Raw genomic sequence first — 21,823 nt, 5'->3', positions numbered from 1 at the left:
TTATTTGTCAAAAATACAGATCATACCGTTCTTCCTGAACATCGCCACTCTTTCACATCCATGTGACCGTGACATACCGTTCTTCCTGAACATCCCCACTCTTTCACATCCATGTGACCGTGACATACCGTTCTTCCTGAACATCGCCACTCTTTCACATCCATGTGGCCGTGACATACCGTTCTTCCTGAACATCGCCACTCTTTCACATCCATGTGGCCGTGACATACCGTTCTTCCTGAACATAAAAACGAGCAAGATTTATAATCTTTGCTCGTTTTTTATTTATAGTAACAGTTCAGAAGCTATAATAAACGCTAATGACGTTACACAACTATATAGATATACTACATCAGATCTTTGCGGTCTTTAGCCATAACTTTGGTGGTTAGCAAATTAAAATCTTTTAGCTCAATTATCTCATCCGTTAATTGATCTTCAAGAGCATCAATTGCGATAACTGACTGACAAAGCTCCTCGCTTCGCGTTTCTATTTCGTTACTACGAGATTCCATTTCGTGTTCCATCTTTTCACCAAAATCTTCCATACGTGTTTCAAAGGCATCCATATCGCCCCCAGAAAAAAGCATCTGTTGACCGACAGCAATCATCAAACTGCCTATCGAATTTTGCACTGTTTGCTCTACAGCACTCTCAATACGCTGTTCGAAATCTTCATTGAAAAAATCTTCTCCTGAAAAGCCATTTTCATCAAAATAAATGTCTTTATGGTGAGTAAAACCTTCATCAATTTCTTTACGTATTTCTGAGAGTTGGGCACCAATTTCAGCACTAATATCATTCCCCTCACCTAGCAATTCATTAAAGGCTAAATTTACGCCATCACTCGCAAGATCAATAGCATCTAATGCAATCCCTTTTACTTGTGGAACAGCAGATCTAATACGCATAGCATAATCGGTAACTAAAGATTGCTGACTATCAGATAAAGCGATTTTATTGTCATTAACGTATAGCATTTCATTATCAACAATTTTGTAGAGCGCTTTTTTATCTCTTGAGAATTCAATGGCTGTGGAGGTGATTTTAACGCCTCCTGATATGTCTGCATTGCATGAGTCATTGTTAAATGATGCTTTAGAAGCAAATGAACTGCTGCTTGCCAATATTAGTGCCGTAGCGATTAGTGTTTTCATATTATCCCTTCTCTTATTAAATGTTGTCTTTAACTAAATAATGCATAACTAAGCTCGTTATTACAAAATAGGTGCCATAAAATAAAAGTAATAAAATTCAATAGGGTATATAAAAACAAACAATAACGAAGAAAATAAAAAGCTATTATTTGGTTAAAAAAGCAAAGTTTTAGTTAATATGATATTTTTTGCATTTCAATCAGTCTTGATTGACAACGGGCAAATTCAAAAATTAATTGTTGCCCCTGATAAAGGTCAACAATATCAACTTCAGCGTTAATAATAAGTCTTATATTTCGATCATATAACTCATCAACCAACGCAATAAAACGTCGAGCTTCGTCATCTAAATGGCAAAGTTCACCCAATATTTTACCCTCACGTTGATAGCCATCTTCCACGCCAGAGGAAACTGAAATAATTCTTTCTCCGGTGAACTGCGGTACTTGATCAAGTAATATTATTTTAAAACTATCAGCCAAACGCATATAGTCTCGCTGACTTCTTGGGCCAGAGCAAAGCGCATAAAAATCAAACAGTATCGTTTTATCGGTTTTCGCTTGGTAAGCTATTTTACGGTGGTTAACTGTTATATAACCTGAACTTACTTTACTCCCTGTAATTTCAAAGAATCGATTAACCAGAGTATTATTTTTAGCCAGAGGAAAACTATAATCACGATATTCCAGGGCAACTTCATAATGGCCTAAACGATGATCAATGTCTCCATCAACCGATAACACTTGGCAATGCTTATTAATTAGATCAATAGTCGGTAGAAAGCGTTCACGCTGTAAACCGTTTCGGTAGAGTTGTTCGGGTTGGCTGTTAGATGTGGCAATTAAAATAATACCTTGCTGAAAAAGTGCCTGAAACAAACCCGAAAGTAACATGGCGTCACCAATGTCTGAAACAAAAAATTCATCAAAACATAGCACCTTAATATTGTTTGCCCAGTTCTTCGCAATAAATGTTAAAGGATCACTTTTCCCTGAGCATAAATTTAATTGCTGATGAACTTCTTCCATAAATCGGTGGAAGTGAATACGTTTTTTTGCTTTGATCGCTAAATGTTGGAAGAACAGATCCATAAGCATGGTTTTACCACGCCCAACCCTGCCATAAAAATAAATTCCGGGAATAATAATGGGTTTATTAAATCGTTTAGTCAGCCAAGACTGCTGTTCTTGCTGATAAATTTTCTGGGAGAGCTCATTGAGTTTTATAACTGCATTAACTTGTGCATGATCATACTTAAAGTGATTTAAAGCAGATAACGACTGATAAGCTGAGAGCATAAACTAAATTTTTTCCACAAAAAAAGGGTGAGACATAAGTCTTACCCTTTTTAGCAATTTATTTGTATGAGGTAACCTAGGTTAACTCAACATACAAAATTAAAGAGCTTGAATGTTCTCAGCTTGAGGACCTTTCTGACCTTGAGTAACAGTAAACTGTACTTTTTGGCCTTCAGCTAGAGTTTTAAAACCGTCGCCAGAGATTGCAGAGAAATGTGCGAAAACGTCAGGACCAGATTCTTGCTCGATGAAACCAAAACCTTTAGACTCGTTGAACCATTTTACTGTACCAGTAGTTGTAGACATAATAGTATCCTATTTGTTTAATATAATTTTAATTTTGTTTCAGTCATTAAATAAATTTAACGACAAAAAACGATATTGCTGAGAGTGTTGCTATGACTTATTAAACAGGACGAGCTACTAACATAACTTCGAAACTTGGTACATAAATATAGGTAGTACTTTCTAGCTGCGTGCATTTTATATCTTTCACAGAAAGAGTCAAGGTTTTTATCTATTTTATTAATCGTTTTTCTTATTTTATATCCCAAAGCCAAATTTAAACACCTATCACTGATTTAATTTTTAACTTTTACTGTATTATTAGTGTCTCTACTTTTACGAATAAGTGCATCATCGCCAACCGCTATTGTAGACTTTGCTAATCGGTCATAAAGTAGAACATTGACTGTCGCCGCTAAGTTCATACAGCCATTCGTTGGAATATAAACCACTGCATCTGCCTTATCGATGACTTCCTGACTAATGGTCCCGTCTTCAGGGCCAAAAACATACATGGCATTCTTTGGGTGCTCAAATACAGGTAATGGTATCGCTCCTTCAATTAAATCAACACAAATCAATTTACTGCCCTTAGGCACACTATCTACTAAAGATTCCACCCCCGTTAAAGGGATTTTTTTACTCGCACTTTGTGTATCGGTATGAAACTTAGCTGCTTTTGCATACCTAACACCGCTATAAAGAACGGCATCAACTTGATAACAGCCTGCAGCACGCATTACGGCTCCGACATTACTTGGACTTTTAGGGTCAGTTAAGCCTAAAGTTATCTCCGCTGAGTCAACACTCTTTTGTTTTAATGGTACTTTTATCTTTTTGGTCATTAATCTAGTCGTTTTAGTTGGTTACTTTACACAGACATGTAAATATTGAAGGAATTCTCCTTAGCTTTTATATAAAACTCAAGTAAATATTAAAATATTATTTATATCTAATATGCAATTAGAATTTTTGTGATCTTACCTTCCATTAAATAAGTTATTTGATCTTCATCCGAAGCTTGTCATAAGCAGTTACATTTCAGACGAAACAAATAAAGAGAATCATCGTCATAATAACTACAATTTCATAAGTAGAAAATTATTTGGTCATCAATGAACCTAAAGGAAGTAATATGAAAAAGAGTTTAATAAGACTATGGAAAGAAAATAAATCATTATTTGTTTTTATCTGTTTAATGTTAGTTTTTCGTAGTGCAGTTGCTGACTGGAGCGACGTACCTACCGGCTCTATGAAGCCGACTATTGTTGAAGGTGATAGAATTTTTATTAATAAAATGGCATATGACATTCGCCTACCCTTTACACACTTTTCACTTTTTAAACTTTCCGACCCACAAACTAACGACATCATTATATTTGATTCTGCAGCCTCAGATAAACGTCTAGTAAAACGCGTAATCGGTATACCAGGTGATAGTATCTCGATGAAAAATAATAAATTAATAATAAATAGCCAGGTCATTGACTATCAAAAAAAATCAGCAAAAAACGACTTAATTAATAACCAATACGACAAAACTGAAACCATTAACAGTCAACCCCATGTTATTCGTATTAATAACATGGGGTCGCCATTAGCAAACTTCAGTGAAGTGATAGTCCCCAATGGGCATTATTTAGTACTGGGAGACAACCGTGATCATAGTGCCGACTCTCGGGTGATAGGCTTTGTACCTCGTAGCGAAATCGTTGGACGGTCAAATAAAGTCGCTTTTTCTTTAAATTATGATAATTACTACTTACCCCGTAGCGGTAGATTTTTTCACTCACTTTAAATATTAATGCCTTTTAAAGTTTAAGATGTTTATTGTAAGTTCATTCTGCATTTGACCTGCTAAAACTCGATAACAATGGTTTTTCTACATAGACTTAGACAAACAAATTAAGTGAATAATAAAGGTATTTATGCGTTATGTTTAAGTCGCTCCTCAAGACTATTTTCCCTTCAGTTTTTTCTGAAAAAAACACACCGAACTATGAATATTTTCAACAAACAGGAAATATCGAGTTTGATAAGGAAATAAGTATTACTGACTTATCTGGACTGTTTTTTTCCGATGAATACGATTCTAAAGAGAAAATAAAATCTTCTGATAGTCATCATTACAATAAGTTATTTAATGATTTATTATTTGGTGATAATATCGAAGAGCATTCCACTAAAATAGATCCTCTGAGCGAGTATGTTGCCGCTCAAATTAAGGAACTACTGATACGCCCACAAAATTTAATCTCTGAACTGCCGATAATGCCAGCTTCAGTTGATGCTGTTTTGACCGCGCTAAACAGTAAAAACTTCAACGTCGATGATATTCTCAATATTATAGCCAAAGAGCCTAGTATGGCAGCCGATATGATAAAACTAGCAAATAGTACTAAATATCGTCGCAGTAAATCACCAATAGTAAATTTAAAGTCAGCTTTTATGGTGATGGGGGCGCAAGGATTACTAACGGGTGTTGTTTATGTGTTCATCAATAATTTCACGCCTAAAAACACCCGGTATTTCAAACACTTTGGCACTAAGATTTGGCAACACTGTTTACAAACAGCTTTAATATCAAAAGACTTAGCTGACAAAAATCCGAGTGTAGAAAACGCATCAGCTGCTTATTTAATTGGCTTGTTAAGGAATTTGGGGGAAATGATTATCTTTGATTTGATGGTTGAAGCTTTTCACCATGTAGACCCTTCATCCACCCCCAATTCTCAGTCATTTAAAGCCTTAATTTCGCATCACGCAATTAGCTTAACTGTCGCTATTGTTTCTAAATGGAATTTACCACCAATCGTCATAACGACAATTAAACAGCAAGACAATAAACAATTAGAGCAATCACCTTTAGAGTCTCTTATTGAACAAGCAAACTTCATCAGCAAGCTAAAAATACTGCACAATTATAAAAAGATCAATCATGAAGCGTATGAACTTGCCTGCTTAAAGCTAAAAAGCGAACAAGCTCAAACCTACGCATTAAACGAATTAATAATAGCAACCGAATAGCATTAACCTTGGCTTAGCCATTTAATTACAATTCTCCCTACTTTGTAATAATAGTTATAGAATCTAAATAGGGGAATTTAATGAATGTTAGCGTCTAGTATTGCCTTAATTAAATCAATCTTGCTAAAATATCGTTCAGCTGATTTATAAGTAAGCTGATTTATCTGCTGAAGAAAGTTTAAATTCATTGTCAAAAAAGTACTTTTTTGTTCGAGCTAATGCTTGTAATATCGTGAGCATTTGTTTCAAATATTACTATCTCTGAAAAAGTTAAGGTTACTATGTATAAAGTTGTTCCTAAGTCGCTTGCCCTAGTAAGTGCATTATCTATTGCTACATTATTTTCTGCGCTAAGCAATGCAACAGTTGTTGAGGTTGCAACCTCTCAGGGAAATTTCAAAGTTAATCTACATGATCAAACGACTCCTAAAACGGTAGAAAATTTTTTAAAGTATATCAATGACGGTGATTACAATAATACTGTTGTGCATCGTTTAGTCCCAAATTTTATTATGCAAGCGGGTGGTTTCAAATTTAATGGTGACTTACCATTAACACCTATTGACGTTGATGACTCAATTCAAAATGAGCCGATTTATTCAAACGTTAGAGGTACCATTGCAATGGCAAAACTAGGAAACAATCCTAATAGTGCGACAAGCCAGTGGTTTATTAATTATAAAAATAACAGTGCAAATTTAGATTTACAAAATAGTGGTTTTACCGTCTTTGGGGAAGTTATTGAAGGTATGGATAATATTGATAAAATAGCCTTGATCCAGCTTTGCCAAGAAAGACCTATGCCTGGATATACCAGCGAACAATGCGCCAATAGCAATTTTGTACCTGGTGTAGATAACTTTGTCACCATTCATAGCGTAACTATTATTGATAGTTCTGCGACAACAGACACAAGTCTAGCTTCTGTAAAGAATACACTTATTAATAAAGAAGAGAGCATTACTAGTGATAGTGGCGGTAGCTTATCCTATTTTGTATTATGCGCACTAACTCTGCTTGGTTTTAGACGTAAACTCAAATAACTTATAAAAGGTGACTAATCAGAGACCTTGCCGCGCAATGCCTTAACATTGCTGCGGTGCGACTTCCCCGCTAAACGTCTTTTTTTAGAATTTTTTGTTGGTTTGGTTTCTCTTCGGACTTTTTGAATGACCATCGCTGATTTAATCAATTCAACTAATCGCTCAAGTGCAGATTCGCGGTTCTTCTCTTGCGTTCTAAATTGTTGTGCCTTAAGAACTAAGATCCCTTCTTTAGTGATACGCTTATCTTTTAAAGCAAGTAAACGCTCTTTATAAAAATCAGGTAAATAAGATGCCTTAATATCAAAGCGCAAGTGAATGGCTGAAGATACTTTATTTACATTTTGCCCACCAGCTCCTTGCGAGCGAATAGCCGTTAATTCGATTTCATTGTCACCTAACGAGACATTATTTGAAAGTACTAACATATTTTACATCTATAACATTATTGATCAACACATTAAGTATACCATTCATATCAATAGTAATACTTAAAAACCAAAACGGGAGCAATAAGCTCCCGTGAAAAATCTAACGATTAACTGTTTTGAAATTAGTTTAAGTTCATTTCTTGAACTTTCTCATGAGCGATTTCAGGAGTAACAGAAACAGGCTTATTGTGTAAGTTTGCTTTTAATTGACCTTTTCTATGTTTAAGTGCAGCATCAAGTTTTTTGGCTACACTAGCGATTGAGGGAAACATGACATCTTCTTGTGCTGAAACCGAAATACGACCACCTTCATAATTTGTCGTTATTTCAGCACCATATTTTCCATGCTCTTTTGAAATAATAATGTCTAGTGAAATCAGCGTTGGAAAATGGTTAGAAATTTTTAAGAATTTTTCATCGATATGCTCTTTTACACCATCAGTAATATCTACATGGTGACCTGAAAGATTTATTTTCATAGGTATTCCTTTTATTAATTACTCTATTTAAGACTTGTGGGTAAAGTCGAAAAACACAAGCCCTTAACATGAAAATAATTAGCATTAATTCAATAAAGAGCTCATATAATTAACTGTAGCAAAATTTATTGATTATTTTCTGATTTAGCTCAATTTTTTATTTTATTTTTATTTAATTCCCCTAAGCTAATGAAATTATTTTATTTAAAAGAGTAAAGCATAAACAATACAAGCATTTTAATTCAAAAAACGGTTATAATATTGATTGATTTTTGAGTTAACGAATCGCTGTTAAACAGCAAAGAGATGCTACATGTTTGATGATATTCGCCCTTATCGTGATGATGAGGTTGCAGCTGTGATCCAAAAACTGATTAATGACCAAGGGCTACTTTCTTCTATTGCTAGTTTCAAAATGCCTCGACTGTACAAAATTCTGCCGATAATTTGTCGTTCAGTAGTAAAATGGACACTAAAGTTGCGTTCCAGTAAGTTTAATAATATTGAACAAATTCAAACAGAGGTGGCTAAATATTTACATCACTTAGTGAACAAAAGTACTGACGGCTTTAGTTTTCATGGTTTAGATAAGATTGATACAAGCAAGCCTATGCTATTTATCAGTAATCATAGAGACATAGTGCTTGATGTCGCATTAATTAATTGGGCATTATACAACAGTGGTATCAATACTGTTGAGGCTGCGGTGGGTGACAATTTACTTCATCAGCCATGGGTTGCTGATTTAATGCGTATCAATAAGAGTTTCATTGTTAAACGCAGTGAAGAAACAAAGCGAGCAATGCTGACAGCTTCAAAGCAATTGTCTGCATATATTCACCATACCGTTCATGAGCGCCAACAAAATATTTGGATAGCACAACGTGAAGGTCGCGCAAAAGACGGTATTGATAAAACCAATTCAGCATTAATTTCAATGTTGTTACTTAACAAAGACAAGCAAACTCCAATTGCCGATTATTTAGCTGAAATTAATATTGTTCCTGTTTCTATTTCATATGAATTTGATCCCTGTGATCGTGACAAAGCGATTGAGCTCGCCGAGCGAGAAGCAACAGGTAGTTATCAAAAGAAAGAAAATGAAGACTTAAATAGTATTACGCAAGGATTAGTGGGTAAAAAAGGCCGTGTACATGTCGAATTTTGCCATGCTATTAAAGGCGACTTTGCCGATAGTAAAGCCATAGCAAAAGCGATTGATCAAGAGATTATCAGCAACTATAAACTATATGACAGTAACTTAACTGCCTATGCAAAACTTAATCAGCAAGCAGAAATTAAGCAAAGTGTCATGAATCAACTTAATAGTCGTATGTTCGAATTAACCCAAGAACAACAATATTGGTTATTAACCATGTATGCTAATCCGGTAAGAGCGAAACAAGCATTAGACTCATGATTACTTGAATATTTATCCCCATTAAAAACGGCGCTGTATAGCGCCGTTTTTTGTTGTTATACAATAAAATTATTTATTGATCGATATATGATAGTTTTTTAAATTATGAGCAAAGGAGCTATTTTTTTTATTTTGATAATATGACAAGTAATTCGCATATTTATCAGTATATTCACTTTGAACCAAGTCTGTTTTTGTACCTAATACAATCGTGTCATTGTTAATAATGTCTTCATAGCCAGATAAAGCAGTAACAACGGGTAATTGTCCGGTAATTTCACCGTAACTTGTCCATTTAGCTGGCATAGGTGTGTTTGTTTCAGGATGGTAAGCTTGATAGCTTATAGCAATAATAGCCATTGGGTAATTAGCAACATTGCTATAATCATAGCTCCAATCTGATTTGATTTCTGAAAAGTATCTATCATCAATATCTGGTTTTCTATCAGAGGCAGCAACTGAAAAACTCGTAATATATGTAGAAGAGATGAGCTGATGCTGACTAGATATTTTTATTTTCCCAAAAGCAGAATCTGTTTCAGAAAAAATTACTTCTGCATTTGATTGGTAGTCGGTTTCTGACACATAAAGATGACTATTAAATAAATCGACGATGTTATCTTCTTCAAGAACACTAATCGCAAAGTGTTGCTGCCCTGAAAATAACTGACGTGTAGTAAAAGGCTGGTGATTTTGATTTAAACCAATTCGCTCAATTGCATCGAAAGCTGATAGTTGCCAAATGAGTTCACCATCATCATTAAAGGCCATTTGATTAAAGTCATCTATAAAGCCAGCCGCACCTTGAACATTGTTATTATTACCGGTACCAACAAGAGAAAAAGAATGTAATGGCCAAGTCCCCCCCATTATCCGACAAGCTTCAACATTCATAAAATTAGTACGTTGGGAATCCACAACTTCAGTGGTAGTAAATGTTGCAGAGCTGGTTATCTTAGTAATATCAGAAATAGGGGTATGAGATATTTCAACATTTCGAGTTACACATTCACAATTTGAATTATCAATTATTGCAGCATGCTGAGCTTGATAAGTAGCCGGTGTGGTTGCCTTTACCTGATGAAAGCTAACAAAATCTAAACCTTCAACCTCTCCTGCCTGCTGATTTTTAGCAACAAGCGTATAATTTATGAATTCACTTGCTGATGAAAAACTAAAAACTCCATTTTCATCAGCTTGTAACTTATCTACAACACTCCAATCCTGGTTTTGAATAAATAACTCGACATCAACAAAGGGAAGTTTTGCACCGCATTTATTAGTCAGTGTTGACGTTAATGAGAAAGGATAAAATATTGGAACCTCTGGTGTAGTAGCTTTGTTACTAGCCCCACCACCCCCACATGCGGTCAAACAAGTAAATATTGAGGGTAATAAAAACATCTTTTTATATTTAATAAGAAAAGATGGAATTGATCTTTCATTTGTTTTTAATAACTTTTTCAGCATAGAAATTAATTTATCTGTGATTACGGTTCATTAACCCAATTATAGGGTAATTTATGCATGCACTGAAAGCATAACGAATATAATAAGTGAAATAAGTTTCCCTAGTAACATCTAATTTAACGCATTAAAGCTGAGCTTAATTTAATTCAAAATAGTGGGAGTAATTATTAGGGATTTTTAATATATACATCAATTTTCATCTATTTAATTGAGAGGGTAAAAAATTAATTTTTGACAGTTTATATCGGTAGACCCTTTTCAGCGTAAGCAAAGTTAACTCTGATTTTAAAGCGTAAAAAATAAATTCATAATTTTCATCCAAGGGCAAGTATTTGTTCTACGCTTATGAAGTGTTTATAAAAATCATTAATTTTAAAGGAATATATAATGAAAAATAACTTACTCATATCATCGTTTGTCACACTAACACTAATGACTACTGGCTGTTCTGACAATAAAAACACAACAGTAAAACCCCCCTCCCCCAAACCTCCTATTAATAAAACAGCAACAGCAACATTTAATGTTGCTCTAACGGGAGTGGCCGTTAAAGGTACGATGGCTAATGCAAGTATATCTATTCACCAGATTGACACAACCACAGGTGAAAAATCCCCCATTAGCTTTCGCATAGCGGACTCTATTGAAGCAGAAAGCTACACAGTATCAGCTCCAGCAGGAACTTCAGATGAAAAGTTAGATGAAATGCTCGCGTCTAAAGTATTGGCTGAAAATCCATTAGAACCAGCAACTGATGAAAATGGAAAAATAAGTATTTATCTTGAAAGTACCTTTTCTGGTGCTGTGATCATAAATATTACCAGTAGTTCATCAGTAGATGCTAGTTGGCTAAGGTGCGACTCTTATACTGATTGTGGCGTTTATGAAAATATTGCTTCAACTGTTATGCCTAATAATGGTGACTTAGCTATCGAATTTGGAGAGTGGTATAAAGAAGATTTAACCTTAACGACAATAAAATACATTCCTGAGTCTGCTAGTCCCGAGCAATCTAGACGTTATTCCTCAAATGTCACGGTATTTACTGAAGTTGTGGCCACAATATTACAAGATAATTTAAGTGCCGATCCTATGGTACCAATTAGCCAGCAAGCTATATCAGACGCTTCAGTTCATACTGTCATGCAATTGCTTGGGCCAAATGGTGTCATTAAAAACGCAAACTTACTTTCGGATATATCTAAAGGTGTTGGCTTCGACCTTAGTGATATTGGCGAAAATGTCAGCTTAAATGCTGGTAACCTTGCACTAGCCCAATTGTCGGCAAGTTTACAAACAGTCGCTGCGGCAGGTGACGATGGTACCCTCTCAGAAATAATTACAGAATTGGCAACATCAGTATCAGATGGTAGTTTAAATGCTGTTACTGAGGTTTCACCCTCTACTCCTCCAATACAATCAATTATCTCTAAAGTATCTTCAGTTAACAACAATTCGAAACCATCCGCTCTATTTAATGCAATACAACAAAGAGTGAAGAAAATAGCCGCTATTTATGTTGCTATTGTTACGGGTGACACTGCGGCATTAGACGCGTTAGGTGTTAATGCAGGCATCAGAACCTCAATAACTAAATCGATGGAAAATGCAGTAAAACGTGGAGCTATATCACAGCAAGATCTGATTAATACCGCGATAGAAGTTGTCGCTTTAGTAGAAGAAATAGGCTGTATTGGCGATGAATGTACTATAGGAGATGAATTATATGCTGATATAGCAGCGAAAGTTACCACCGAGCTTACAATGCTCAATACTAAAATAATGAGTATCGCCAACAATATCGATACTGCAGCAGCCGCTATTATTACAGCTGAAGAATTAGAGACAAGAGTTACAGATGCAGATACGGCAATTATCTATTATGAATCAGCAATCGCTGCTTATTTTATGATTTTTAACAGCAATGACTTGAACGTATTAGGTAACAAAGCTAATCGTTATGACATTGAAGCAAGTGATTGGGCAGATACCGCTAAATTTTTAGTTGCTTCAAGTTCGGAATATCAAAGTTTACTTGATACTGCTCAAGACATAGCTGAGCTAGCACACACAGAAACAATACAAATAAATGGCGACACTGGGTTACATATCGATGTTCAAGCTTTATTAGCTGACGCACAAGCAAAACTTGTTGAATTTGATGCAGTAGTGCCAGCCGCGAAAGCTAGAGCAGAATCATCAAATGACATGGCACTCACTAAACAAGGCATAGCAACAACGGCACAAACAACGTCAGTAAACAGCTATGAAGCTGCGATGGCAATGAATAGTCCTCAAAGTGTTGCCGCTGCTACAGCTTTTCTTATGGCAACTGAACAAGCACTAACAGATAAATTAGACTTTATTTCAATAGCGAATGCTTTCCTAGAGTATTCAGAAATAGCGCTTAATGATGCTCAAAAATATGCAGATATCGCTGAAGATGATGCGGATAAAACTGCAGCAGCCACTTTAATAGATTCAGCAACGGCATTAATAAGCCAATCAAAGGCGCTAATAATATTAGCAAATAAAGACGTGAATCTATTTACTCGTATGGTGGCTGATGCAAAAGCTAAGCAAATAATTTTAAGTAAGTTACCGATGGTGAAAACGACAACTCAATCTTTTGCTGACATTAATGTAGTTACCATTTTGGGTCGTGATGCGTTAACTGATATCGGCCAAATCATGTTTGATGTACTTGAAGAGGCGAATCAAGAAACAGGTAATGTTATCGATAAAGCGTCACTGCTTCATACAGGTTGGATTTATAGTTTTAACGAAACAAACATGACAATAGAAGCGAGCCATGAAACTAAAGGTTCATTTCAAGGTGTTGCCGAGTTAAGTAATGATGCCAGTGATACAACATTACTGCTTGCATGGGAAGCGACCTTAATGGAGAGTGGCGATAATGGTGCTACTTTGGAATTTGCAGCTGGTGACCTAGATGGTTGTGCCACTGGTAATTCTCAAGGTTCGTGTTCAGCATTAACGTTCAGTGGTGTGTTTACCTCATTAAGTGATCTAGACACTGAAGACCCGGTTAAAACTATGTCATCAAGTACACTAGCAATCATGGACAGTGATGCCAACTTCACGGGAACATTAATATTAAGTAACCATGATTTATCGACTAATGAGCAGCCTAACACTTTTAAAACAGAAGTTATTATGGCTGGAATGTCGGCAGACGTTGCTTTCAACTTTACATTCAACCTTGATGAAATGGATGATAATGAAACCTTAAATGTAAAACTATTGATTGGTGATGATGGTTACAAAATGATGGGTAGTGCTGATAATGGCGCATACCTTATGGGCACTATTTGGTTAGACGACTATAAATATGGTGACTTTGTTGAGATGTCAAATGGCGTTGTTGTGACGTATATTGATGATGATGAAGTTGAATATTTTGATTTAACTTTTACTATTGGTGATTAATTAGCTCTGTTTGCGGGAGATATTATTCTCCCGCAATTTTTAACCTTTAATTATTCAAGGATGTAAATTGAAAATAAAGCTTACTTTATACTTATGTATTTTTCTGCATTTCAATACTTTTGCAAGTACCTCTTCTCTTACCCTATTTTCTACATTTAACGCTGAAGTTTATGCGGAGTCTCAGCCAATTAACTCTTTTATAGATGAGTTTAATCAACCTTTAACTAAGGGCGATAGTGCATTTACTTATAATCAGTTTGAGGTAGGTGTAACCTATTCTGCTTTTTCTTTTGGACTGCAAAGTCGCTATGATTATGTAATGGAGTTCGATCCCGACACAGCACTTTATACTCACATTGAAAAAAATGATTTAGCATTTGAAAATCGATTTTATACCTATAACCTAAAAGCAAAGAATGCGACAAGCCATGGTGTGTTTTTTTCGTACAAAATTGATTTCAACACCCCCAAAATAACATTAACACCTAAACTATCAATATTTAGCAGTAAACACTTTCAAGACGGCAATATTAATGGACAAGTTTTAGCTGATAAACCACAAGGAAATTTTAATATTGATTATGCTTTTTCAAAAGATAGATTATTTAAATCTTTTTCACCGCAAGATAGACCTAAAGGTCTAGGAGTCAGTTTAGACATTGCACTTGATTGGCAAATATCGGAGCAATTAATACTTGGCTTAGCTATCAAAGATTTATATTATAAAAGTAGTTACGCTGATGCCGGTTATGCTTTGGGGAGTATTCAAGATATTCCTTTTCAAGAAGATAATGAAGGTAACGTTTATTCTGAGCCAGCAATTACCTTAAAGACGTCTGGAAACAACCAAACTAAAGATCATTCCTTAACAATGCCAGCAAGATATTATGGCACCCTTGATTATAGAATATCATCACTCTTTTCCACACAGTTAGCTTTTCGTTCAATCAAGAATGACCAATTCACTTCTCTTTTGGGTCGTTGGCACTTCACTGATAACTGGGCACTTATGACTGGATATGAAAATAAAAGTGAGGCATGGAAAATAGGTATTGGTTCACAATCTATAGGCATTAACTTCCAAACTGACTCATTAGATTTCGAAGAAGCATATTACCTTCATTTTAGCACTTACCTATCTATTTTATTTTAAGGAAGATAATGTGAAAAAACGTTACCTCATTAACCTATTTTTAATGCTCACTTTACTCAATGGGTGTGGTGGAAATTCTGAATCTAAAGCTGAGGAAAAACAGTCCGAAGTATCTCTAGCAAAAAGCCAGATAACATTTTACCTCCCGAGTTGGTTTTCCCCTGTTGGGGAAATAATAATACGCTCACAAAGTGGCGAAACCATCACGTCAGCTAATACGTTATCTTTAAATAATGAGAATATTACGATAGAAAGCAATCAAATCATTACTATTGAATATACTCCAATCACTAAAAGCATTCTTTGCCCTGTTACAATAGGCTGTGGCGACTCATATAGTGGTGAACACCAAGATATTAATGCCAACGGAAAAATTGATTATAATGAAGCCTTTACCGTTGACATTATTTTTGCAGCTAAAGTGTTTTTAAGCCCTGGTGCTAATAAAGTTTATTTTTCATTATTATCTCAAATTGAATCATCAACTGAAGTGAACAGCCATTTAAAAAGTTTATCTATTACCCCTAATTATCATCAAACCTATACCGATAAAGAGAACACAAGGCGTTATAAGTTCTTAGCAGATGGCAGCTATTATGCCTTATTTAAATCGATAAAAAGTCCGCAAAGTATTCGACTTATAAAAGAGTCTATTATCTTATTTGTACAAAATAATGAGATATCAGATATGGCGACTGATTATTTCACTAACCTAGATGACTATTTATCTGAGCAACAAAAAAGTAATGATGATGCACTTATTAACGATGATTTAGTCAAAGAGAAGTTCTCATTGAACAGATTACTTGCAAACTCAAGCAAGCACTTCATACCTAGTCACTCGCCTAATGTAAATGACAAAATACTACTTGAACAGTTCAGAAACGTATTAGCCTTTATTAATATACAAGAACTTAAATATAATGATGAGGTGAGTGATAAAATCACTGAACTATCAAGTTTTTTAACGGATGACTCAACACATACTTTAGCAATACTCAGTGAAATATTAACTGAAATACTACAGCTATATTCTCCAACAAATGACACAGCTGCTGGGTTTTATCAATATCAAGGTTTAGATATAAATTACCGAGGGTCACCGTATACTTGGATAATATCAGGAATATATAAAGAAACAGAAATCAATCTGGAATTAAGGATACCTCAATGGCGAATAAGTGCAGCCCGCGGAGACTTATTTGAAGCGAGCATCTTAGGCAATGTAACAAGTAAATATACATCCCTGACGCTTAATACTGATAACTTGTTACTTAGATTTGATGGTGTAACAGACGTTTTTAATGATGAGAAAGCTAAAACTGCAACATTGAATTTAATAACAAGTCTTTCAATATTGACAGAGAATGGCGAAATCACTGGTCGTATAAATATGACAGGTGAAAGGGTAAAAAATGAAAGTGAACTGTTAGCTTCTATTTTAAATCAGTTTTCATTTTCGGGGCTATTAAAGACTAAAAACCAAACAACGAATATTTCCATCATAGCAATAAAAAACTCACAATCTTTAGCCCAAAATGAAAATGACTTTATCTATGATATTTTATTAGATCTTCCTTCTTCTGGAAGTGCTGATTTTAGGTTATCAATATCAGGGTTATCGACAAATTTTGAACGATTAGATAATGTAAATTTAGCATTAAGAATGCAGGGTAAAGTCTTAGCGTTAACGTTAGCGCAAAATAATGATACGAGAAAACTGGTCATTAAAGGACTTGATGGCCGCTGGTTAACACTTTTACAACAGAAAAAAGATTACACAGGTCAATTATATTTTGGTAATAAAATTATCGGAGAGGTAATAACGATAAGAGGTCTGCCTGGTATTTTATTTCCTAATGGTGACTTTCATTCAATTTTTTAGTACCACACTAAAAAAGTACAAGCTAAATAATAGATGCTTGTACTTTTTTAGTTTTAATGGAATCAATTAAATATTAACTTAATTTATTTTTCCTGATAAAAAGCTGACATTGCTTTGTACAATGAATATAAATCAACTTTTGAACCTACGGCATAAGGTGAGTGAATTGATAATATTGGAACACCAAAGTCAATAACTTCCATATTGTCATTTGATAAATCACTACCAATAGTTCCTCCAGAAGCTTTACCTTTATAAGTAGAGGTTTGCCATTTGATTTTGTTATTATCTAAGTAATTACGGGTCCAGGCCATGTATTCAGAATTCGCATTAAAACCACCACCGTAAAGCTTTAAGTTAATACCATTACCTAAACGTGGCGCATTGCCTAACTCCCAAACACCTGCCCAGTTAGGGTTTACACCAGGGTTTACATCAGCTGAAATCACTTTTGTATTACGTAAAACCTTACGCAATTGATAGTCATTATACTCAGCACCCTTTTGGTTGTATAACAAGCTACTCATCATATCAACAAGGTACGATGAACTTGCGCCGGTATTATTAATATTACCCACTTCTTCGTTATCAACTAAAAAGGCAATTGAGGTAAATTCTGGAATTGTCTGTTCAAATATGGCATTAACAGCGGCAATAGAGCTCGCTTTATCATCTTGCCCATATGCGGCAATCATACTGCGATCAAAGCCAACATCGCGAGGTTTAGTTGCTGGCACTAGTGCTAATTCCGCCGAAACTAGGTCTTCAACAGAAATATCATATTCTGTTTTTAAGAAATCAACGATTAATTCCTTTACAGATTTATCTAAATCAGGCTTGGCTGCGATGATCACGTCTAACTCTTCTTTTTTGATCACGTCACGACTTTTACGACTTCTGTTTGGGTGATCAACGTGTGGTGCTAAATCAGGAACCATGAAAATAGGATCGTTTTCATCAAATCCAACTGAGATATTAATAACCGTGCCGTCTTTTTTATCTACGCGTCCAACAAGTGCTAAAGGAATATTAACCCATTGGTAGGTTTTAATGCCGCCATGAATATAAGTTTGTAACATCGCAAATTTTTGCTTTTCATAAAGCGGGCGACCTTTAAGTTCAAGTCTTGGTGAATCAATATGCGCGCCAACAATACGAGTGCCTTGCTCAAGATCCTTTTTACCCATTACAATTAATGAAATGGTACGGTCACGATTCACATCATAAAAACGGGCACCAGGTTTTAAGTTACTTTTTTCAGACAGACGCTTAAAACCTTGTTTTTCTGCACGCTTAATCGTTTCAGTAACAAAGGTTAATTCTGTTGGTGTTTTATAGATAAACTCCTTGTAATCCGTTGCATATTTTTCAACAGCAACTAACTCTTTTTCAGAAAGGTTTAACCAGCTCGATGATGATTTTTTATTTTCTTTGTCTTCTTTATCTGTTTCAGCATAGCTATTACCAGAAAGGGCAATAGTACTAATGATGGCGATACTTGTTAGCGTTCTTTTTATATTCATTATTATTTCTTTTAATTAATGGCTCCTGATCATAATAAAGAGAAAGAACACCGCCTGACAAGTTTTATTCGTTTGAACAGATAGAAAACAAGATGAACGTCGGCATTTTAATGACCTTTATAGCGTTAACGTTATCAAGGCTAAATAAAGTTGTAGAACATGGCTAATCATTCATTCAAAACAACAATAAATGTAACAAATTATTTACAACAAAAAACAAAGCCTTTATAAAGTAATGTCCCTTAAAATTTCTATAGCAATGATTTTATGAAAGAAAACACAAAAAATATATTAGTATCAAAATACAGATTGACAAAATCAATCTAAAAATCGTTTAACCACCCTATTTACGCGATGACTAAAAATAATTAATTAAGGTTATATGATATAACATCATTGATATTTTCATTTAAAAACGTTTCCATTAGGAAACCTTAAAAATAATAAAGTAGGATCTGGGTAAATGACATTAAAAAAATCTCAAATAGCTAAAGCATTGTCTGTGGCTATTATTGGCTCAAGCGTTGCGCTTATGGGCTGTGAAAAAGCTGATACGCCAAGTAACTCAACCGTAGTTGAAATGCCTCAAAAACAAACAAGCTTAATCCGTACTAAAAGTGAATCGCTTGAAGCCGTTTATGCAGAAATGCGCGCGAAGCAAGTTAGCAATGTTAGCTACAAATTAAGTGTAACTATTGATAATAAAAGTGAAAGTTTTACTGGCTCTACCGAGCTAATGTTTGACTTAGCTAAAGATAATAAAAATGATTTAACAATAGATTTTGATGAAGGTGACATTAAATCATTAAAAGTAAACGGTAAAGACGTTAAGTTTAGCTATGAAAAATGGTTTATTACGATTCCTGCTACCGAATTAACCGCAGGTAAACAAAGTATCACTATTGATTACGAACGTCCTTATTCAACAGATGGTTCTGGTTTTCACCGTTTCGTAGACCCTAAAAACGGCGAAGTTTACCTATACACTGATTTTGAACCGTATGATGCAAACCGCTTATTTCCTCATTTTGACCAACCCGATTTGAAAGCCAGTTATGAAATTGAAGTAACTGCACCTGCCCATTGGCAAATTATTAGCGCGACTCGCGAAACCAGCATCAGTGAGAATGGCGATACTAAGGTATGGTCTTTCCCTGCTTCAGCAAAATTCTCCTCTTATGTTTTCTCTCTTCATGCCGGTAATTACGCGGTTTGGGAAGATGATTTTGAAGGAATGAAGTTACGTTTATTTGCTCGCCAAAGCTTAGCCGAATACGTAAAGACTGACGAATGGTTTATTCCTACCAAACAAAGTTTTGCTTTCTTTAATGAATATTTTGAAGTTAAATATCCGTTTGGTAAATATGACCAAATTGTAGCACCTGATTTTAATGCAGGTGCGATGGAAAACGTTGCTGCGGTTACATTCAATGAAGGCTATATCGCTCGTGGTGAAAAGTCGACGAGTGCTCGTATGAGCTTAGCAAATGTTATTGCACACGAAATGGCGCACATGTGGTTTGGTGACTTAGTCACAATGCGCTGGTGGAATGGCTTATGGTTAAACGAAAGCTTTGCTACATACATGGCTAACTTGGCAATTGCTGAAGCCAGTGACTTTGAAAACAACTGGGATGTATTTTACTCTGGCACTAAGCAGTGGGCTTACCGCACAGATGACTCTGTAAACACGCATGCGATAGAACTACCTGTAGCTTCCACAGGTGATGCATTGTCAAACTTTGATGGTATTACCTACGGTAAAGGTGCTTCAGTTTTAAAACAATTACCTTATTATTTAGGTGAAGAAAACTTCCGCGTTGGTGTAAGTAACTACTTGAAAAAGTTCTCTTACCAAAATACTGATCTTGAAGATTTTATCGGTGAATTAGGCAAAGCAGCCGGTAAAGATATGACCCAATGGACTCAAGACTGGTTATTTAACGCAGGCTTAAACACCATTAAAGTTAGCTATCAGTGTAGTGATGGTAAAATTAGCGATTTTGCTATAAATCAAACCGCACCTGAAGGCTACCCAACGTTACGCGAACAACGTGTTCAAATCGGTTTATACAATGTAAATGCCGATGGTAATGCAATGAACTTAACATCAGCGACACCTATTATGTATAAAGGGGCAACCACTGAAATTAAAGAAGTGATTGGTCAAACATGTCCTGATTTAGTTTATCCAAACGAAGCAGATTGGGGTTACGTAAAAGTAGATCTTGATGAAAAGTCACTCGCTTCAGCGCAAAAACATATCAACGAGATTGATAATGCCACTATGCGTTTAATGTTATGGCAGAGTTTGTCTGACAGTGTCAATGATGCAAATCTAGCTGCTGACCAGCTTGTCAATTTTGCAATGGAAAACATTGAAGGTGAAACTGATTATAACGTATCGCGTAAAATCGCTAGCACATTAACGTCAGCCCTTGGTTACTTAACGGTAGCAACACGTTTAGAACAAAAAGATTATTCAGCACTTTATATGGACGTTGAAAACTTATACTTACGTTTATTAGAAAACGCTGAAGCAGGTTCAGACTTCCAAAAACTTTGGTATGGTCGTTATGTTAGTGTCGCTAAAACAACAAAACATTTAGCACATTTACAAAACATGTTAAACGGTGAGAAGAGCTTTGAAGGTGTAACAATCGATCAAGACAAGCGCTGGACATTAATCGCTAAAATGAATCGTTACCAACATGGTAATTACCAAGCATTATTAACGGCTGAAGCAACAAAAGATATTACTGACTCAGGTGTTAAAAGTGCCATTTATGCAGAGGTTATTCAACCAGAAGCTAAAGGTAAAGAGAAATGGTTTAACGTGGTTATTAACAACCCTGACAAACTAAAACTTTCAACGCTTCGTTACATTATGTGGGGTTTATTTCCAGGTGAGCAACAAGCTTTAGAAGCGCCTTACAAAGCTAAGATCCTCGCTCATATTCCTAAATTAAATGAAGGCAGTGACCTAGGTTTACTTGAGTCTTTTGCTGGTAGCATGCTGCCAACAGAATGTACGCCAGCAAGTGAAGCAGAATTAGCACAACTGATTAAAGACTATAGTGGTATGAAGCCACAGGTATTGAAAACAGTAAAAGCAAGCCATCAACAAATTGGCCGCTGTGTTAAAGCCCTTAAACTATTAAAATAATATTTTTAAGAGCAGTCGTCACGCCTTTATATCGAT

The 21,823-nt window shown here is 35.3% G+C and carries 17 protein-coding genes; 8 read left to right on the top strand and 9 right to left on the bottom strand.

What is annotated here, in order from left to right:
• Nucleotides 1-20: 20 nt before the first annotated feature.
• From H4J39_RS05425 to H4J39_RS05405, 5 genes are all read right to left on the bottom strand, one after another.
• The gene (locus tag H4J39_RS05425; RefSeq protein ID WP_182226334.1) at nucleotides 21-215 is read right to left on the bottom strand and encodes a hypothetical protein; all 195 of its coding nucleotides are present in this window, start codon (nucleotides 213-215) and stop codon (nucleotides 21-23) included.
• A 132-nt stretch (nucleotides 216-347) separates the two neighbouring features.
• The gene (locus tag H4J39_RS05420; RefSeq protein ID WP_182226333.1) at nucleotides 348-1,157 is read right to left on the bottom strand and encodes a DUF2884 family protein; all 810 of its coding nucleotides are present in this window, start codon (nucleotides 1,155-1,157) and stop codon (nucleotides 348-350) included.
• Between the two features lie 173 nt (nucleotides 1,158-1,330).
• On the bottom strand, nucleotides 1,331-2,455 hold the full coding sequence (zapE, locus tag H4J39_RS05415; protein WP_182226332.1) for a cell division protein ZapE: 1,125 nt from the start codon (nucleotides 2,453-2,455) through the stop codon (nucleotides 1,331-1,333).
• 99 nt (nucleotides 2,456-2,554) lie between these two features.
• On the bottom strand, nucleotides 2,555-2,761 hold the full coding sequence (locus H4J39_RS05410; protein WP_070376065.1) for a cold-shock protein: 207 nt from the start codon (nucleotides 2,759-2,761) through the stop codon (nucleotides 2,555-2,557).
• A 275-nt stretch (nucleotides 2,762-3,036) separates the two neighbouring features.
• Nucleotides 3,037-3,585: an RNA methyltransferase gene (locus tag H4J39_RS05405; RefSeq protein ID WP_182226331.1), complete on the bottom strand. Its 549-nt coding sequence runs from the start codon at nucleotides 3,583-3,585 to the stop codon at nucleotides 3,037-3,039.
• A 290-nt stretch (nucleotides 3,586-3,875) separates the two neighbouring features.
• Between H4J39_RS05405 and lepB the strand changes: the two genes are divergently transcribed.
• The 3 genes from lepB (at nucleotide 3,876) to H4J39_RS05390 (ending at nucleotide 6,810) form a co-directional block, all read left to right on the top strand.
• Nucleotides 3,876-4,538 carry a signal peptidase I gene (gene lepB, locus H4J39_RS05400; protein ID WP_182226330.1) on the top strand — a complete coding sequence of 221 codons (663 nt, stop codon included), beginning with the start codon at nucleotides 3,876-3,878 and terminating at the stop codon, nucleotides 4,536-4,538.
• Between the two features lie 137 nt (nucleotides 4,539-4,675).
• Complete coding sequence (locus tag H4J39_RS05395) at nucleotides 4,676-5,767, top strand: HDOD domain-containing protein (RefSeq protein ID WP_182226329.1); 1,092 nt, start codon at nucleotides 4,676-4,678, stop codon at nucleotides 5,765-5,767.
• Between the two features lie 281 nt (nucleotides 5,768-6,048).
• Entirely contained in the window at nucleotides 6,049-6,810 is a 762-nt protein-coding gene (locus H4J39_RS05390; RefSeq protein WP_182226328.1) for a peptidylprolyl isomerase, read from the top strand.
• 14 nt (nucleotides 6,811-6,824) lie between these two features.
• Here H4J39_RS05390 and arfB read toward each other — a convergent pair whose 3' ends face one another.
• Both arfB and hpf read right to left on the bottom strand, forming a co-directional pair.
• Nucleotides 6,825-7,238, bottom strand: a complete 414-nt coding sequence (gene arfB / locus H4J39_RS05385) for an alternative ribosome rescue aminoacyl-tRNA hydrolase ArfB (RefSeq protein WP_182226327.1) — start codon at nucleotides 7,236-7,238, stop codon at nucleotides 6,825-6,827.
• A gap of 125 nt (nucleotides 7,239-7,363) precedes the next feature.
• Complete coding sequence (hpf, locus tag H4J39_RS05380) at nucleotides 7,364-7,720, bottom strand: ribosome hibernation-promoting factor, HPF/YfiA family (protein ID WP_182181954.1); 357 nt, start codon at nucleotides 7,718-7,720, stop codon at nucleotides 7,364-7,366.
• A gap of 313 nt (nucleotides 7,721-8,033) precedes the next feature.
• Between hpf and H4J39_RS05375 the strand changes: the two genes are divergently transcribed.
• Complete coding sequence (locus H4J39_RS05375; RefSeq protein WP_182226326.1) at nucleotides 8,034-9,140, top strand: 1-acyl-sn-glycerol-3-phosphate acyltransferase; 1,107 nt, start codon at nucleotides 8,034-8,036, stop codon at nucleotides 9,138-9,140.
• A 69-nt stretch (nucleotides 9,141-9,209) separates the two neighbouring features.
• Here the strand turns inward: H4J39_RS05375 and H4J39_RS05370 are convergent, their stop codons facing one another.
• A complete protein-coding gene (locus tag H4J39_RS05370; RefSeq protein WP_182226325.1) occupies nucleotides 9,210-10,544 on the bottom strand; it encodes a hypothetical protein in 1,335 nt (444 codons plus the stop codon).
• Between the two features lie 453 nt (nucleotides 10,545-10,997).
• On the opposite strand from H4J39_RS05370, the gene H4J39_RS05365 reads away from it, so the two are divergent.
• The 3 genes from H4J39_RS05365 (at nucleotide 10,998) to H4J39_RS05355 (ending at nucleotide 17,098) form a co-directional block, all read left to right on the top strand.
• Entirely contained in the window at nucleotides 10,998-14,060 is a 3,063-nt protein-coding gene (locus H4J39_RS05365; RefSeq protein ID WP_182226324.1) for a hypothetical protein, read from the top strand.
• Nucleotides 14,061-14,127: 67 nt separating this feature from the next.
• On the top strand, nucleotides 14,128-15,213 hold the full coding sequence (locus tag H4J39_RS05360) for a hypothetical protein (RefSeq protein WP_259368760.1): 1,086 nt from the start codon (nucleotides 14,128-14,130) through the stop codon (nucleotides 15,211-15,213).
• Between the two features lie 10 nt (nucleotides 15,214-15,223).
• Nucleotides 15,224-17,098: a hypothetical protein gene (locus tag H4J39_RS05355; RefSeq protein WP_182226323.1), complete on the top strand. Its 1,875-nt coding sequence runs from the start codon at nucleotides 15,224-15,226 to the stop codon at nucleotides 17,096-17,098.
• A gap of 83 nt (nucleotides 17,099-17,181) precedes the next feature.
• On the opposite strand, the gene H4J39_RS05350 is transcribed toward H4J39_RS05355, so the two are convergent.
• Complete coding sequence (locus H4J39_RS05350) at nucleotides 17,182-18,621, bottom strand: aminopeptidase 1 (RefSeq protein ID WP_182226322.1); 1,440 nt, start codon at nucleotides 18,619-18,621, stop codon at nucleotides 17,182-17,184.
• Nucleotides 18,622-19,084: 463 nt separating this feature from the next.
• Here H4J39_RS05350 and pepN point away from each other — a divergent pair, with 463 nt between their 5' ends.
• A complete protein-coding gene (pepN, locus tag H4J39_RS05345) occupies nucleotides 19,085-21,787 on the top strand; it encodes an aminopeptidase N (protein WP_182226321.1) in 2,703 nt (900 codons plus the stop codon).
• The last annotated feature ends 36 nt before the right edge of the window (nucleotides 21,788-21,823 follow it).

The sequence above is a fragment of the Colwellia sp. Bg11-12 genome (assembly GCF_014076955.1).
In the GTDB taxonomy this organism is placed as follows: Bacteria; Pseudomonadota; Gammaproteobacteria; order Enterobacterales; family Alteromonadaceae; genus Colwellia_A.
Note: the sequence above shows the minus strand (reverse complement) of the source record. Positions and strands in the feature narration are given on the sequence as shown.